This is a genomic window from Pseudomonas sp. GW456-L12 (genome assembly GCF_059424045.1).
Genome location: NZ_JBWKZA010000004.1, coordinates 304449 through 319275, shown reverse-complemented (window position 1 = coordinate 319275; position 14827 = coordinate 304449). Strand labels below are relative to the sequence as shown.

Genomic DNA, 14827 nt, shown 5'->3' with positions numbered 1-14827 from the left:
CATCAGGGCGCTATCGCGAGCAAGCTTCGCTCCTGCAGAGGAGGCGGCGGGCTTGCTCGCGATGGCTTCCATCACTTGCTGCGGGTGATGCTCAAGCCCTTGAGCAGGCTGAGGGCCTGGGCCAACTGGTAGTCGTCGTCCTGTGGCATCGGCTTGGGCTTGCTGCCGGAAGCGGTCGGCTTGTCGGCGCCGCCGTTGCCATTGCCCAGGTGACCTTGCAGGTCGGCTTCCTTGAAGTACTCGTTGTCCTGCGCTTCGCTGGTGATCTTGGCGCGGCGCACCTCGATGTCCGGCACGATGCCCTGGGCCTGGATCGAACGGCCGTTCGGCGTGAAGTACAGCGCGGTGGTGATCTTCAGCGCACGGTCGTTGTTCAGCGGCAGCACGGTTTGCACCGAGCCCTTGCCGAAGCTGGTGGTGCCCATCAGCACCGCGCGTTTCTGGTCCTGCAGGGCGCCGGCGACGATCTCCGAAGCCGAGGCGCTGCCACCGTTGATCAGTACCACCATCGGCACCGCTTCGCTTTCGTCCTTGCCGGTGGCGGAGAAGCGCAGCTCGGAGTTGGCGATGCGGCCCTTGGTGTAGACGATCAGGCCCTTGGTGATGAAGTGGTCGACCACTTCCACCGCCGATTGCAGCACGCCGCCCGGGTTGTTGCGCAAATCGAGGATGATGCCGTTGAGTTTCTTGCCATTGTCCTTGCGCAGCTTGGCCAGGGCCTTGGAGACTTCCTCGCCGGTCTTGACCTGGAACTGGGTGATGCGGATGTAGCCGTAGCCCGACTCCAGCAGCTGGCTCTTCACGCTCTTCACCTGGATGGTGGCGCGGGCCAGGGTCACGTCGAACGGCGCACCGCCGTCGCGTACCAGGGTCAGGGTGATCTTCTGGCCGATCTTGCCGCGCATCTTGTCCACGGCTTCGGTCATGCTCTGGCCGCGGGTCGGCTGGCCGTTGATCTTGACGATCAGGTCGCCGGCCTGGATGCCGGCCTTGGACGCCGGAGTGTCGTCGATCGGCGACACCACCTTGATGATGCCGTCCTCGGCGCCGACTTCGATGCCCAGGCCGCCGAACTCGCCGCTGGTGCTTTCCTGCAGCTCGGCGAAGTCTTCAGGGCCGAGGTAGGCCGAATGCGGGTCGAGGTTGCTGAGCATGCCCTTGATGGCGTTTTCCAGCAGGGTCTTGTCGTCGACGGGTTCGACATAGGCGGCCTTGATCCGGTCCATGACCTCGGCGAAGGTGCGCAGCTCTTCGAGCGGCAATGGCGCCTTGGTGGTCGTGGCGGCTGCCGACTGAGCGGTTTCGGCGGCGAACGCCAGGGGCGCACCGATCACCAGAGCGATCGTCAGGGCCAGCGAGGTGAGGCGGGACAAATGCAGCATGTCGAACGAACTCCTGAATGAGATGGCGCGCTTATCCTTGCGCGCGGCACCATTGTGCCGGGTCGCTTGGGCGACCCTGCTGGCGAATAGCGAAGTACAGTGCAGGCGCGCCCTGTCCGCCACTGCTACCGACAGTGGAGATGGACTCGCCGGCCTTGACGATATCGCCCGCTTCTTTAAGCAGCGTCTGGTTGTGTCCGTAGAGGCTCAAGTAGCCGTTGCCATGGTCGAGGATCACCAGCAGGCCGGCGCCGCGCAACCAGTCGGCGAACACTACACGGCCGCCATGGACGGCATGCACCTGGCTGCCGGCCGAGGCGCTGATCATCACCCCGTCCCACTTGGTCCGGGCATCGTCGCCGCGGCTTTCGCCGAAGCGCGCCAGCAGTCGACCATCAACCGGCCATGGAAGTTTTCCCCGGGATGAAGCAAAAGGGCCTCCATAGGAGGCGCCTGCGCTGGAAACCAAGGGGCCGGGCGTCGCTCGGGGCGGCTTGCTCGGGCTCTCGTCGGCACTGGCCTGGGCCTCACGCAAACGCTTTTTTTCGGCTTCCTGCTGGGCGATCAGCGCTTTCTGTCGCGCTTCCTCTGCCTCGCGGGCCTGGCGGGCCAGGGTTTCCTCGATGGTTTTCAGGACCTTGCCCAGATCGGCCTGGTCCTGTTCGCGGGCCTTGAGCTTGTCACCACGGGCCTTCACGTCGTCATTGAGCTTGGCCAGGGCCATCTGGCGTTCCTTGCGGACCTTGTCGAGTTCTTCGCGCTGGGTGTCGAGGCTGCTTTTCTGCACCAGCAGCTGGGCTTGCTGCAGGGAGATTTCCTTTTCGACATTGGCCAGCTGGCGCAGGGTCTCGTTGAAATTCTTCAGCTGCTCCAGGCGGGCCTGGCTCAGATAGTCGTAATAGGTGAGTGTGCGGGCGAATTTTTCCGGGTTCTGCTGGTTGAGCAGCAGCTTGAGGTACTCCTGACGGCCGTTCTGGTAGGCCGCGCGGGCCTGGATGGCGATCAGTCGTTGCTGTTCAACGCGCGCGCTCTGGAGTTTTTTTTTCTCCTCATCGAGTCGCTGCAGCTCGGATTCGCTTTTCTTCAGCTCTTTCTGCAGGGCATCGACCTGCTTTTCCAGCTTGCCCATCTCGGTTTCGGTGCCGCGCAGGTCTTTCTGCACGCCGGATTTTTCTTCCTGCAGCTTGCCCAGCAGCTTTTTCAGCTCGGCAATATCCTGACGCGTGGCGTCCAACTGCTGTTGGGTTTGCGCGCGCTCGTCGGCGAAGGCCGGTTGGAGCAGGCAGATCAGAGCAAGGGTAATCAGGGCGCGAAGCATAGAGGCGGGCGACACCAGGGAAAGGGACGGCCTAGTATGCCCGCCCCTCGCTGCAAAAAAAACGCCTCAAAGCCAACTGCTTTGAGGCGTTCGTCATAAAAAGCCGTTTGCGGCCCATTATTCGGTCTTTTTGATATCAGACCAGTATCGAAGTGCCAGTCATTTCCGCGGGCTGCGGCAGGCCCAGCAGTTTCAGCATGGTCGGCGCCACGTCGGCCAGGACTCCGCCTTCACGGACTTTCAGGTCACGCTTGCCCACATAGATGAAGGGTACCGGCTCGCTGGTGTGGGCGGTGTGGGCCTGGCCGGTGGAAGCGTCGGACATCTGCTCGACGTTGCCGTGGTCGGCGGTGATCAGGGCTTCGCCGCCGACCTTTTCCAGGGCATCGACGATGCGGCCGACGCACAGGTCCAGGCATTCGACGGCCTTGACTGCCGCGTCGAACACGCCGCTGTGGCCGACCATGTCGCCGTTGGCGTAGTTGACCACGATCACGTCGTAGCGCTGGTTTTCGATGGCGTCGACGATCCGGTCGGTGACTTCCGGCGCGCTCATCTCCGGCTGCAGGTCGTAGGTGGCGACTTTCGGCGACGGGATCAGGATGCGTTCTTCGCCCGGGAACGGCTCTTCGCGGCCGCCGGAGAAGAAGAAGGTCACGTGGGCGTATTTTTCGGTTTCGGCGATGCGCAGCTGGGTCTTGCCGTTTTTCGCCAGGTAATCGCCCAGCACGTTTTCCAGGCTGCCCGGGGCAAAGGCCGAAGGGGCCGGAATGCTTGCCGCGTACTGGGTCAGCATGACGAAACCGGCCAGTTTCGGCTGGCGGGCGCGCTCGAATTCCTTGAAACCGTCCTCGACGAATACCCGGCTCAGCTCGCGGGCGCGGTCGGCGCGGAAGTTCATGAACACCACGGCGTCGCCGTCTTCGACTTTCACCGGCTCGCCGAGGGTAGTGGCCTTGACGAATTCGTCGCTCTCGCCACGCTCGTAGGCGGCTTGCAGGCCTTCCTGGGCGGTGGCGGCGTTGAATTCGCCCTTGCCGTCGACGATCAGGTTGTAGGCCTGGGCCACGCGGTCCCAGCGGTTGTCGCGGTCCATGGCGAAGTAGCGGCCGACCAGGCTGGCGATGCGGCCCTTGCCCAGGGTCTTGAAGGTTTCATCCAGCAGTTCGATCGACGAAGTGGCGCTTTTCGGCGGGGTGTCGCGGCCGTCGAGGAAGGCGTGCAGGTAGATCTTCTCGGCGCCACGCTTGAAGGCCAGTTCGGCCATGGCCACCAGATGGTCCTGGTGGCTGTGCACGCCGCCATCGGATAGCAGGCCGAGGATATGCACGGCCTTGCCGGCGGCCACGGCTTTATCCACGGCGGCGCAAATGGTCGGATTCTCGAAGAACTCGCCATCGCGGATGGCTTTGGTGACACGGGTGAAATCCTGGTACACCACGCGGCCGGCGCCGAGGTTCATGTGGCCGACTTCGGAGTTGCCCATCTGGCCGTCCGGCAGGCCGACATCCATGCCCGAACCCGAGATCAGGCCGTTCGGCACGCTGGCGCACAGGCGGTCGAGGACCGGCTTCTTGGCTGCATAGATAGCGTTGGATTCGTGGCTCTCGCTGTGACCGAAGCCATCCAGAATCATCAGGACCAAAGGTTTAGGCGTGGTAGTCATAGATTCCACTCGTGGCTGGATTGGGAGAATGTTGGAAAAAGGGAGTGGCAGTTTAAAGCGAAGTTCCGGTGGCGTCACCGCCGGGCGGGGTTTGGCCGACCCGGAGGGCTGTGTATACTGGCCGACATTTTAACGCCCTGGAACCTCCTTGATGGTTGCTCACCTGATTCAATTCGCCACTGAACACTACTTGCTCGTCGGCGCCTTCGTCATCTTGCTGGCTCTGTTGATCGCTCACGAGTTGAGCCGCGGCGGCCGCAGCCTCAGCACCCGTGAACTGACCGCGCTGGTGAACAGCGAGCAGGGCGTGGTGATCGATATCCGTCCGACCAAGGACTTCGCCGCGGGCCATATCGTCGGCGCGTTGAACATCCCTCAAGACAAACTGGCCGCCCGCGTGGGCGAGTTGGAAAAGCACAAGGCCAAGACCATCATTCTGGTCGACGCCCTGGGTCAGCACGCCGGCACCCACGCTCGCGAGCTGATGAAGTCCGGCTTCACCGCCGCCAAGCTGTCCGGCGGCGTTGGCAGCTGGAAAGCCGACAACCTGCCGCTGGTGAAGTGATATGGCTGCCGTCGTCGTCTATTCCAGCGATTACTGCCCCTACTGCTCGCGGGCCAAGTACCTGCTCGAGAACAAAGGCGTAGCCTTCGAAGAGATCAAGGTCGACGGCAAGCCGCAGGTTCGCGCCGAAATGGCCCAGAAGGCCGGGCGCACGTCCGTGCCGCAGATCTGGATCGGCAGCACCCATGTGGGCGGTTGTGACGATCTGTTCGCCCTGGAGCGCGCCGGCAAGCTCGACGCGCTGCTCGCGGCCTGACTGACCACCCAAGTTCAGCAAACCCTACATGACCCCGAGATCAAGAAGGATCTGAGATGACTGACCAACAGAACACCGCTGCGACCGAAGACGAATCCGCACCGCAATTCTCGCTGCAGCGTATCTATGTGCGTGACCTGTCTTTCGAAGCTCCGAAAAGCCCGGCGATCTTCCGCCAGCAGTGGGAGCCGAGCGTCGGCCTGGACCTGAACACCCGTCAGAAGGCGCTGGAAGAAGGTTTCCACGAAGTCGTGCTGACCCTGTCGGTCACCGTGAAGAACGGCGACGAAGTGGCGTTCATCGCCGAAGTGCAACAGGCCGGTATCTTCCTGATCAAGAACCTGGACGACGCTTCGATGAGCCACACCCTGGGCGCGTTCTGCCCGAACATCCTGTTCCCGTACGCTCGCGAAGCGCTGGACAGCCTGGTGACCCGCGGTTCGTTCCCGGCCCTGATGCTGGCTCCGGTGAACTTCGACGCGCTGTACGCGCAAGAGCTGCAACGCCTGCAGGCGGCCGGTGAAGGCACCGTTCAGTAAGAGCTTTGCCCGAGCATGAAAAAAGCGCCGTTAAAGGCGCTTTTTTCATGCTCGGGCGAAACATTCGGGTAGGAGCGAGGCTTGCCCGCGATGGGGCCGACGCGAAACGTCTGAAGCACTGCGTTATCGTTCATCGCGAGCAAGCTTCGCTCCTACTTGAACCCCAGCTGGCGCCAGGCTTCGTAGACGGCCACCGCCACGGTGTTGGACAGGTTCAGGCTGCGGCAGCCTTCGCGCATGGGCAGGCGCAGGCGTTGTTCGGCGGGCAGGGCGTCCAGTACCTCGGCGGGTAGGCCACGGCTTTCCGGGCCGAACAGGAAGGCATCGCCCTCGGCGAAGCTGGCGTCGTGGAAAGGTCGCGAGCCCTTGGTGGTGAAGGCGAACAGGCGCGGATGGCCTAGGCTTTCAAGACAGCTGGCGAGGTCGGTATGGCGCTGCAGGGTGGCGTACTCGTGGTAGTCGAGGCCGGCCCGGCGCAGGCGCTTGTCGTCCATTTCGAAACCCAGCGGTTCGATCAAATGCAGGTGGCAGCCGCTATTGGCGCACAGCCTGATTACGTTGCCGGTATTCGGCGGAATTTCTGGTTGAAAAAGGATGACGTGAAACATGCACGGCTCCGAAGAAAAAGACAGGCCGCATTCTACGCCTGAAGCGGACGTCCGGCCGAAGCTAATGCTGCGGGTATTCGGCTCGCTGGCGATCTTTGGCTTGATGGTCGGGTTGATGATCGGTCGCCTCACCACGCCGGACCCCACCGAATTGCAGGAAGTGCAGGCTCGGCCCAATGCCCTGGTGGTGTGGTTCAACAACGAGCCCAAGGTTCATGGCGAGCACATCGACGGGGCCGTGGCGCTGTTGTTCGAAGCCGAGGGGCGAGCGCAGAAGGGTCAGTTGAAGATCAACGACAAGGATGCCAACTGGCGGGTGCGGGCGGCTGAGGAAGGGTTGCTGCTGAACGTGGTCGCAGCAAGAGCGCTGCACGCCGAGTGGTCGGGCAGCGAGGTCGACGGGCGCTGGCGCCTGGAGATCCGGCTGCGCGAGGAATAAAAGAGGGGATTCCCGGCCTGCCTGTACCAAGGTCCCCAAAAGCGTGAGGGCTGGGCGCTGATTGCGCCGGGCCTGGTGTAAAGAGGGGAAGCCCCGGCCTGCCTGTACCAAGGTTCCCAAAAGCGTGAGGGCCGCGCTGATTGCGCTGGGCCCGGTGTAAAGAGGGAATCCCCGGCCTGCCTGTACCAAGGTTCCCGAAACGGGTGGGGCTCGTCGCTGTGAGCGTGATGAGCCCGGGTGTTAAAGAGGGAATCCCTGGCCTGCCTGTACCAGGGTTCCCCAAACCGGGTGGAACCCGTCGCTGCGAGCGGTATGGGTTCCGGGTGTAAAGAAGGGGATTCTCGGCCTGCCTGTACCAAGGTCCCCAAAACGGGTGAGTGACTGCACTCATGATCTTGTCTTTGCAGGGGGCGTGCCAATTTCGGCTTAAACGGTTAAGCGAATTTTCAAGAAAAGCTGAAAGCCCCGGTTTACGGGGCTTTCGCCGTTTTGCGGATATGTTTTTGCGAGAAAAAAAGAGATCGCCCATGGGGAAATCCCAGGTCCAGCCGCGCATTCGGGCAGTGCAGGCTCACCATTGCGGTGCACAAAAAGCTTCGCGGGCAAGCCTCGCTCCTACAGAACACCTTCATCTGTAGGAGCGAGGCTTGCCCGCGATTGGATCTGTCATTCGGCACAGCTCGAATGCCTTGCACTGTAGCCGCTGCCGAAGGCTGCGCTCGCGACCGAAGGGCGCGCAGGATCTCAAGATCGCTGAAGGCCTTCGGCCTTATCGCAGCCTGCGGCAGCGGCTACAGGGGGTTACGCGGCTCAGCCCTCGTCGCTGTCGTCGTCATCCCCGCCGTCGACCTTCATCCCCAACTCCTTGATCTTGCGCGTCAGGGTGTTGCGGCCCCAGCCCAGCAGCACGGCGGCGTCGCGGCGGCGGCCGGCGGTGTGCTTGAGGGCGGTCTCGATCATGATCCGCTCGAAACTCGGCACCGCGCTGTCCAGCAGGCTCGACTGGCCGCGTGCCAGGGCCTGGTCGGCCCACTGGCGCAGGGCCTGCTCCCAGTTGGTCACCGGTGCCGAATCCTGGGGCAGGCTCAGCAGCTCCGGCGGCAGGTCGCTGATGTGCACCTCGCGACCCGAAGCCATCACGGTGATCCAGCGGCAGGTGTTCTCCAGCTGGCGCACGTTGCCGGGCCACGGCAGGTTCTTCAGGTATTCCTCGGTCTCGCTTTTCAGCAGCTTGGGCTCGACGGCCAGCTCCTGGGCGGCGCGGCTGAGGAAGTGCTTGGCCAGGGTCGGGATGTCTTCGCGACGGTCCGACAGGCGCGGGATATGGATGCGGATCACGTTCAGGCGGTGGAACAGGTCCTCGCGGAACTTGCCGGCGTGCACCAGGGTTTCCAGGTTCTGGTGGGTCGCGGCGATGATGCGCACGTCGACCTTGACCGGCGTATGCCCGCCAACCCGGTAGAACTCGCCGTCGGCCAGCACCCGCAGCAGGCGGGTCTGGGTGTCGGCCGGCATGTCGCCGATCTCGTCGAGGAACAGGGTGCCGCCGTCGGCCTGTTCGAAGCGCCCGCGCCGCAGGTTGGCCGCGCCGGTGAAGGCGCCTTTTTCATGGCCGAACAGCTCGGATTCCATCAGGTCCTTGGGGATCGCCGCCATGTTCAGCGCGATGAACGGCGAAGCCGCTCGCGGGCTGTGGCGGTGCAGGGCGTGGGCCACCAGCTCTTTACCGGTACCGGACTCACCGTTGATCAGCACGGTGATGTTGGAGTGGCTGAGGCGACCGATGGCGCGGAACACCTCCTGCATCGCCGGCGCTTCACCGATGATTTCCGGGGTGCGGGCCAGCGCCGGGATCACTTCCAGGCCCTGCTGCTCCTGGGCGTGCTGGTTGGCGCGCTTGACCAGGGACACCGCTTCGTCGACATCGAACGGCTTGGGCAGGTACTCGAAGGCGCCGCCCTGATAGGAGGCGACAGCGCTGTCCAGGTCGGAGTGCGCAGTCATGATGATCACCGGCAGGCGCGGGTGCTGCTCGCGGATCCGCGCCAGCAGGTCCAGGCCACTGGCGCCGGGCATGCGGATGTCGGAGATGATCACGTCCGGTTGCTGGCGGGCCAGGCGACTCATCACACCATCGGCGCTATCGAAGCTCTGGGTGGTCATGCCTTCCTGTTGCAAGGCTTTCTCCAGAACCCAACGGATAGAACGGTCGTCATCGACGATCCACACGGTTTCACTACGGCTCATGTCGATGGGGCTCCTTGTTCCAGTGGCAGAAAGATCGAGAACGTGGTGTGGCCGGGATGGCTGTCACACTCGATCAGGCCCTGGTGCTGGCTGATGATGTTCTGGGTAATGGCCAGGCCCAGCCCGGTACCGTCCGGACGGCCGCTGACCATGGGGAAGAAGATGGTTTCCTGGAGTTCCGCGGGGATCCCCGGGCCGTTGTCGATGATCTCGATCTTGGTCACCAGGCGGTGGCGCACATGGCCGATGGTGAACTGGCGCATGGTGCGGGTGCGCAGGCTGATGCGGCCCAGGCGCAGCTCGTTCTGGCTGCTGATGGCCTGCATCGCGTTGCGCACGATGTTCAGCACCGCCTGGATCATCTGCTCGCGGTCGATCAACACATCGGGAATGCTCGGGTCGTAGTCGCGCACCAGGGTGATGCAGCCCTGGCTTTCGGCTTCCACCAGGCTGCTCACGCGCTCCAGCACTTCGTGCACGTTGCACATCGCCAGCGACGGCAGCTTGTTGGAGCCGAGCATGCGGTCCACCAGGTTCCGCAGGCGGTCGGCCTCTTCGATGATGACGTTGGTGTAGTCCTTGAGGTTCTCGTCCGGCAGTTCGCGGGCCAGCAACTGGGCGGCGCCGCGAATCCCGCCGAGGGGGTTCTTGATCTCGTGGGCCAGGCCGCGCACCAGCATCTTGCTGGTTTCCTGCTTGGACAGCTGGGCCTCTTCCTTGGTGATCCGCAGCAGGCGGTCACGGGGGTGGACTTCCAGCAACAGCAGGGTGTCGCCATTGCTCAGGATCGGCGTCACCGCGTAGTCCACGGTCAGGGTCTGGCCGGTCAGCGCGGTGAGCATGGCTTCGCGCTTGGTGAACGGGTGCGCCTGTTCCACCGCCTGGCGCAGGGAACTCAGGGCTTCGGCCGACTCGGTGAACAGTTCGCTGATGAATTGCCCATGGCTGCGCTGGCCACTGATGGCCAACAACATCTCCGCCGCCGGGTTCATGTACTCAAGGCGCAGGTCGGCGTTGAGCAGGATGGTCGCGGTGGTCAGGTTGTCGAGTAGCAAGCGGTGCAGTTGATCGCTGATGGTCATGGGTAAATGTTGACCTCTTTTGAAACAAGGCAATCCCGGGCCGGCCCAGGATTGCGCGCGCGAATAAGGCGCTGGTATCGAGAAAATGCAAAAACCAAACCAAGGCTCCGAAAAGAAGCGCTCGAGCCCTGAAACGGACGTTTAAAGTTCTATTTCGCAGCGTTTTGCCGGCTGCGCTGGGTACTTTCGAACCAAAATGGGCTGCGGATGGGTGCAGGTGCAGCTTGATGCACCAATATAGTGCGATTTATCCGAGGCTGCGCTAAAGAATGGCTAGCCGCGCGCTGGTCCAGAATTCGCCGCGCACGCAAAAAGGCCCGCGTGCTGGCGGACCTGGAAGTGTGCGGCGGATAGCGTCTCAGTGGGCGGGATGTGGGGCCTTGTCGATAGCCTGCTGCGTCGCGATCGGCTCCTCGTCCGGTAGCGTGGCGCGGGGTTCCCGGGCCAGTTCGTCGGCGTCCGCCTGCTCGGCGGTGGACAGGTCGGCGGCGTTGTGGCCGATGCGCTTGAGCAGCAGGAGCATGCACACCAGGGACACCAGGGCATAGCCAGCGGAGGCGACGGCCACGCCGAGAATGCTCCCGGTGTTGTTGAGAATGCCCTGGGCCAGGACCGGCGTGGCGCCGCCCACCAGCAAGGAACAGAGCTGGTAGGAAATCGACAGGCCGCTGTAGCGCACCCTGGTCGGAAAGGCGCGGGCCAGGATGCCGCCGACGGCGCCATAGAACATCGAGTGCGGCACGGTGGCCAGGCACATGCCGAGCACGGCAATCCAGTAGACGCCGGTTTCCACGGCGAAGAACATCGCCGGCATCAGGAAGAACTCCGGCAGCAGCATCAGCACCACGGCCTTGCGCATGTCCATCCTCGATACCAGCACCGCGCCCAGGGGCTGGGTGATGAACTGCACCACCAGGGCGATGACGATCACGCTGAGAAAGGTGCTCTGGCTGTAGCCCAGCTCCTTGGTGGCCCAGGATAGGGCAAAGGTGCTCTTGAAGTAGGTGACATGGATGATCGGCAGCACGCCGGCCCCCAGCAGCACGATCTGCCAGTGTTTGCGCAGGACCTCCAGGATCGGCAGCTTGACGGTCTTTTTCTGCTGGATCAGGCGTTTCATGTCGTCCGACTCTTCAAGCTTGAGGCGAATCACCATGCCCACCAGGACCAGTGCCGCCGAGAGCAGGAACGGAATGCGCCAGCCCCACAGCAAAAAGTCCGGCGCGGGCAGGGCACTGAGGCCGAAGAACACCAGGGTCGCCAGCAGGTTGCCAGCCGGCGAGCCCTGCTGGGCGAAGGCCGCATACAGAATGCCTTTGCCCTTGGGCGCGCTTTCGCTGGCGATGAGGATGGCGCCGCCCCATTCGCCGCCCACCGCGATGCCCTGGATGATGCGCAGCACCACCAGGGCAATCGGCGCCCAGATACCGATCTGCAGGTAGGTCGGCAGCAGGCCGATGCAGGTGGTGGCCACGCCCATCATGATCAGGGTGATTACCAGGGTGGTCTTGCGCCCGATCTTGTCGCCCAGGTGGCCGAAGATGATGCCGCCGATGGGGCGGGCGATGAAGCCGGCCCAGAGGGTCAAAAACGACAGCAGGGTGGCGGTGCCCGCAGGCAAGTCGGCGGGGAAGAACACCTTGCCGAAGACCAGCGCGGCGGCGATTCCGTAGGCGTAGAAGTCATACCATTCGATGGTCGTGCCGATGAACGAAGCGATTCCCGCCTTGCGGGCTTTCTTGTGCGCGGCAGCGTGCTGGGCGGCATTCATATTCAATTCCTGCATGTTGTTATTGTTATTTGCGCCGCGGGAGGTTCGTCTGACGACGGCTCCGGATACTCATTGCACGAATGGGCGCATCACGTACTTGCAAGGTCCGACGGCACGGAGCCTATACAGGCAGGAATGAAAAAAATAATGATTAAATCTTATTGTGTGATACGGGATTTCGTATGGTCGACAGCCCTCAAAGTCCCGGCGCCACTGGCTTTTGCAGGGCCTTGAGGACACTCAGAAAACTCTCCGCGGCGGCCGACGGTTTGTCGGCATGGCGGATAGCGTGGACCTCGGACAACGCCCCGTCGCCGCTGATTTCGCAGTAATGCACACCCTCTTTCCAGGTGCCGGCCAGGGTCTGCGGTACCAGGGCCACGCCCATTTCATACGCCACCATCGTCACCACCGTTTGCCACAGCCGGGTTTCGTGGCGGATACGCGGGCTGAACCCGGCCGCCACGCAGCGCGCGATGATCAGGTCGTGGTAGTGTGGCGAGACATTGCGTGGGAACAGGATGAAGTCGTCGTTGGCCAGCTCCGCCAGATCGATGCGCGACTTGCCCGCCAGCCGGTGGCCCTGGGGCATGCAGCAGAGGAAGGGCTCGGCGAGGACCGGCTCGCCGCGGATGCTCTCGGGAAAGTGGCTCCAGTGCACGAAGCCGATATCGATCTGCCCGCGCTGCAGCGCCTGGGCCTGCTCGGCGCTGTTCATCTCCATCAGCACGATCTCGGTGTCCGGATGATCCTGCTCGAAGGTCCTCACCGCCTGCGGCAGGCCGCGATGCAGGATCGAGTTGACGAAACCGATGCTCAGCCGACCGACGAAACCCTGGGCCGAACGCAGGGTCAGGCGCCGCGCCTGCTCGGCCCGCAGCAGCAGGTAGCGGGCTTCGTCGAGCAGCACCTGGCCGGCGTTGGTCAGGCTCACCGACTTGTTGTTGCGGCTCAGCAACTGCACGTCCAGCTGGCTCTCGAGCTTCTTGATGTCGAAGCTCAGGGCCGGCTGGGAGATGAACAGGCGAGCGGCGGCCCGACCGAAATGCAGCTCTTCGGCGACCGCGACGAAGTAACGAAGCTGTTTGAGATCCATGCTGGCGTCCTCGCTTTACGATCTGGTTTTCTTATCGTAGTGGATTGATTTTGTATTAGATACTTATCGATGGCGGCTCTAGTCTCGGGGCACAAGAGCCTGGAGAGACGCCATGACTGCCCTGCCTGAACCCGCCCAAGACACCTTGAATATCCCCGATAGCCGGGGCCTGAACCTGTTCGATTGCGACGCCGGGCTGGCGGCCCTGCTCAAGGTCTACCTGGCGCCGCAACTGTACGCCCAGTGGTTGCCGAGCTTGCGCCAGCTCGGTGCGCGGGCCGGTGGCGAGCTGGATGTGCTGGCGCTCTCGGCGGACAAGAACCCGCCGCAACTGCGGCCGCGCACCCGCCGTGGCGAAGACCTGCAGAGCATTTACAAGCACCCGGATTTCATCGCCCTGGAGCGCGCGGCGTATGCCGAGCTGGGCCTGGCCTCCATGAGTCATTGCGCCGAGCCGGTGCTGCCGCTGGTCAAGTACGCCCTGACCTTCCTTTTCGTGCAGGCCGAGTTCGGCCTGTGCTGCCCGGTGAGCATGACCGACTCGCTGACCCGCACCCTGCGCAAGTTCGGCTCGCCGGAGTTGGTGGCGCGCTACCTGCCGTCCCTGGCTTCGCGGGATTTCGACCGCTTGTTCCAGGGCGCGATGTTCATGACCGAACAGGCGGCCGGCTCCGACGTGTCGCGCACCGAAACCCGCGCGCGCCTGGAGAACGGCGAATGGCGGCTGTTCGGCGACAAGTGGTTCTGCTCCAACCCGGACGCCGACCTGGCCATGGTCCTGGCCCGTCCGGAAGATGCGCCGGAAGGCATGAAGGGGGTCAGCCTGTTCCTGCTGCCGAAGGTCCGCCTCGATGGCTCGCGCAACGCCTACCGGATCCTGCGCCTGAAGGACAAGCTGGGCAGCCGCTCCATGGCCAGCGGTGAAATCAGCCTGGACGGAGCCACCGCCTACCTGATCGGCGAAGTCGGCCGCGGCTTCCAGCAGATGGCCGACATGATCAACATGTCGCGCCTGTCCAACGGGGTGCGGGCCGCCGGGCTGATGCGTCGCGGGATCAATGAGGCGCTGTATGTCGCCCGCCAGCGCCGGGCCTTTGGCCGCCATCTGATCGAGATGCCGCTGATGCAGCGCCAGCTGCTGAAAATGATGCTGCCCGCCGAGCAGGCCCGTTCGATGTTCATGCAGATCGCCACGCTGCTGCCCAAGGCCGATGCCGGCGACGAGGCGGCGCGCAAGTGCGTGCGCATCCTCACCCCGCTGATCAAGTTCCGCGCCTGCCGCGATGCGCGTCGGGTCACCGGGGACGCCATGGAAGTACGCGGCGGGGTTGGCTACATCGAGGAGTGGAGCGATGCGCGGCTGGTGCGCGATGCCCACCTGGGCTCGATCTGGGAGGGCACCAGCAACATCGTCGCGCTGGATATCGCCCGCGCCGTGACCCGCGAGCAGGCCCTGGAGCCGCTGCGGCACTACCTCGCCGGCCTGCTCGCCGAGGCCGACCTGCCGGCGGCCAGCCAGCGCCTGTTCGAGACGGTCCTGCAGCGTGCGGTCGCGGCTATCGAAAAGGTCGCGCAAGAGCGCCGCGACGACCAGGTGCGCCTGGCTGGCAGTGCCCTTTATCACACCGCCACGGCGATTTTCATGGCCTGGGAAGCGAGCCGCCAGGCCCCCGATTACCGGCGCCTGGCCCTGGCCCATCTGCTGCTCCAGCACAAGCTGCTGCCCCGTGATCCGCTGCGTCCGGAGGTATCGATTGAGCCTGAGCTGCTGGCGCTCCTGGCCCAGGAAAGCGCGCTGTCGAAAGCCGATGCGATGCAGCTGTTGCCGGCCTGAGCGGCCCTGTCCATTTTTGTCAGA

14 protein-coding genes are annotated in these 14827 nt (G+C 63.7%); 5 read left to right on the top strand and 9 right to left on the bottom strand.

Going from position 1 to position 14827, the window contains the following annotated elements; genetic code table 11:
* Positions 1–71 precede the first annotated feature (71 nt).
* The 3 genes from AC07Y9_RS07675 to gpmI form a co-directional block, all read right to left on the bottom strand.
* A complete protein-coding gene (locus AC07Y9_RS07675) occupies positions 72–1382 on the bottom strand; it encodes a S41 family peptidase (protein WP_009041761.1) in 1311 nt (436 codons plus the stop codon).
* Between the two features lie 31 nt (positions 1383–1413).
* Entirely contained in the window at positions 1414–2700 is a 1287-nt protein-coding gene (locus tag AC07Y9_RS07670; RefSeq protein WP_102680688.1) for a murein hydrolase activator EnvC family protein, read from the bottom strand.
* Positions 2701–2836: 136 nt separating this feature from the next.
* A complete protein-coding gene (gpmI, locus tag AC07Y9_RS07665; RefSeq protein WP_087089697.1) occupies positions 2837–4366 on the bottom strand; it encodes a 2,3-bisphosphoglycerate-independent phosphoglycerate mutase in 1530 nt (509 codons plus the stop codon).
* Between the two features lie 151 nt (positions 4367–4517).
* Here gpmI and AC07Y9_RS07660 point away from each other — a divergent pair, with 151 nt between their 5' ends.
* From AC07Y9_RS07660 to secB, 3 genes are read left to right on the top strand one after another with little or no spacing between them, the layout of a single operon-like run.
* Positions 4518–4931, top strand: a complete 414-nt coding sequence (locus AC07Y9_RS07660; protein WP_007930821.1) for a rhodanese-like domain-containing protein — start codon at positions 4518–4520, stop codon at positions 4929–4931.
* A 1-nt stretch (position 4932) separates the two neighbouring features.
* Positions 4933–5187 carry a glutaredoxin 3 gene (gene grxC / locus AC07Y9_RS07655; protein WP_007930824.1) on the top strand — a complete coding sequence of 85 codons (255 nt, stop codon included), beginning with the start codon at positions 4933–4935 and terminating at the stop codon, positions 5185–5187.
* A 56-nt stretch (positions 5188–5243) separates the two neighbouring features.
* Positions 5244–5726 carry a protein-export chaperone SecB gene (gene secB / locus AC07Y9_RS07650; protein WP_007930826.1) on the top strand — a complete coding sequence of 161 codons (483 nt, stop codon included), beginning with the start codon at positions 5244–5246 and terminating at the stop codon, positions 5724–5726.
* On the opposite strand, the gene AC07Y9_RS07645 is transcribed toward secB, so the two are convergent.
* Both AC07Y9_RS07645 and trmL read right to left on the bottom strand, forming a co-directional pair.
* Positions 5720–5869 carry a hypothetical protein gene (locus AC07Y9_RS07645; RefSeq protein ID WP_155500330.1) on the bottom strand — a complete coding sequence of 50 codons (150 nt, stop codon included), beginning with the start codon at positions 5867–5869 and terminating at the stop codon, positions 5720–5722. The genes secB and AC07Y9_RS07645 overlap by 7 nt on opposite strands.
* 9 nt (positions 5870–5878) lie before the next feature.
* Positions 5879–6334 carry a tRNA (uridine(34)/cytosine(34)/5-carboxymethylaminomethyluridine(34)-2'-O)-methyltransferase TrmL gene (gene trmL, locus AC07Y9_RS07640; protein ID WP_102680687.1) on the bottom strand — a complete coding sequence of 152 codons (456 nt, stop codon included), beginning with the start codon at positions 6332–6334 and terminating at the stop codon, positions 5879–5881.
* Between trmL and AC07Y9_RS07635 the strand changes: the two genes are divergently transcribed.
* Positions 6333–6773 (top strand): hypothetical protein, encoded by a 441-nt coding sequence (locus AC07Y9_RS07635; protein ID WP_102680686.1) that lies wholly within the window; start codon positions 6333–6335, stop codon positions 6771–6773. The two genes, trmL and AC07Y9_RS07635, sit on opposite strands and share 2 nt — an antisense overlap.
* A gap of 810 nt (positions 6774–7583) precedes the next feature.
* Here the strand turns inward: AC07Y9_RS07635 and ntrC are convergent.
* The 4 genes from ntrC to AC07Y9_RS07615 all read right to left on the bottom strand — a co-directional run bounded on the left by ntrC (position 7584) and on the right by AC07Y9_RS07615 (position 12969).
* Entirely contained in the window at positions 7584–9020 is a 1437-nt protein-coding gene (ntrC, locus tag AC07Y9_RS07630; RefSeq protein ID WP_007929941.1) for a nitrogen regulation protein NR(I), read from the bottom strand.
* Positions 9017–10102, bottom strand: a complete 1086-nt coding sequence (gene glnL, locus AC07Y9_RS07625) for a nitrogen regulation protein NR(II) (RefSeq protein ID WP_009041766.1) — start codon at positions 10100–10102, stop codon at positions 9017–9019. Before glnL ends, ntrC begins: the two co-directional genes overlap by 4 nt.
* Positions 10103–10460: 358 nt before the next feature.
* Positions 10461–11873, bottom strand: a complete 1413-nt coding sequence (locus tag AC07Y9_RS07620; RefSeq protein ID WP_102680685.1) for an MFS transporter — start codon at positions 11871–11873, stop codon at positions 10461–10463.
* Between the two features lie 196 nt (positions 11874–12069).
* Entirely contained in the window at positions 12070–12969 is a 900-nt protein-coding gene (locus AC07Y9_RS07615; RefSeq protein ID WP_102680684.1) for a LysR family transcriptional regulator, read from the bottom strand.
* 112 nt (positions 12970–13081) lie between these two features.
* Between AC07Y9_RS07615 and AC07Y9_RS07610 the strand changes: the two genes are divergently transcribed.
* On the top strand, positions 13082–14803 hold the full coding sequence (locus tag AC07Y9_RS07610) for an acyl-CoA dehydrogenase family protein (RefSeq protein ID WP_102680683.1): 1722 nt from the start codon (positions 13082–13084) through the stop codon (positions 14801–14803).
* The last annotated feature ends 24 nt before the right edge of the window (positions 14804–14827 follow it).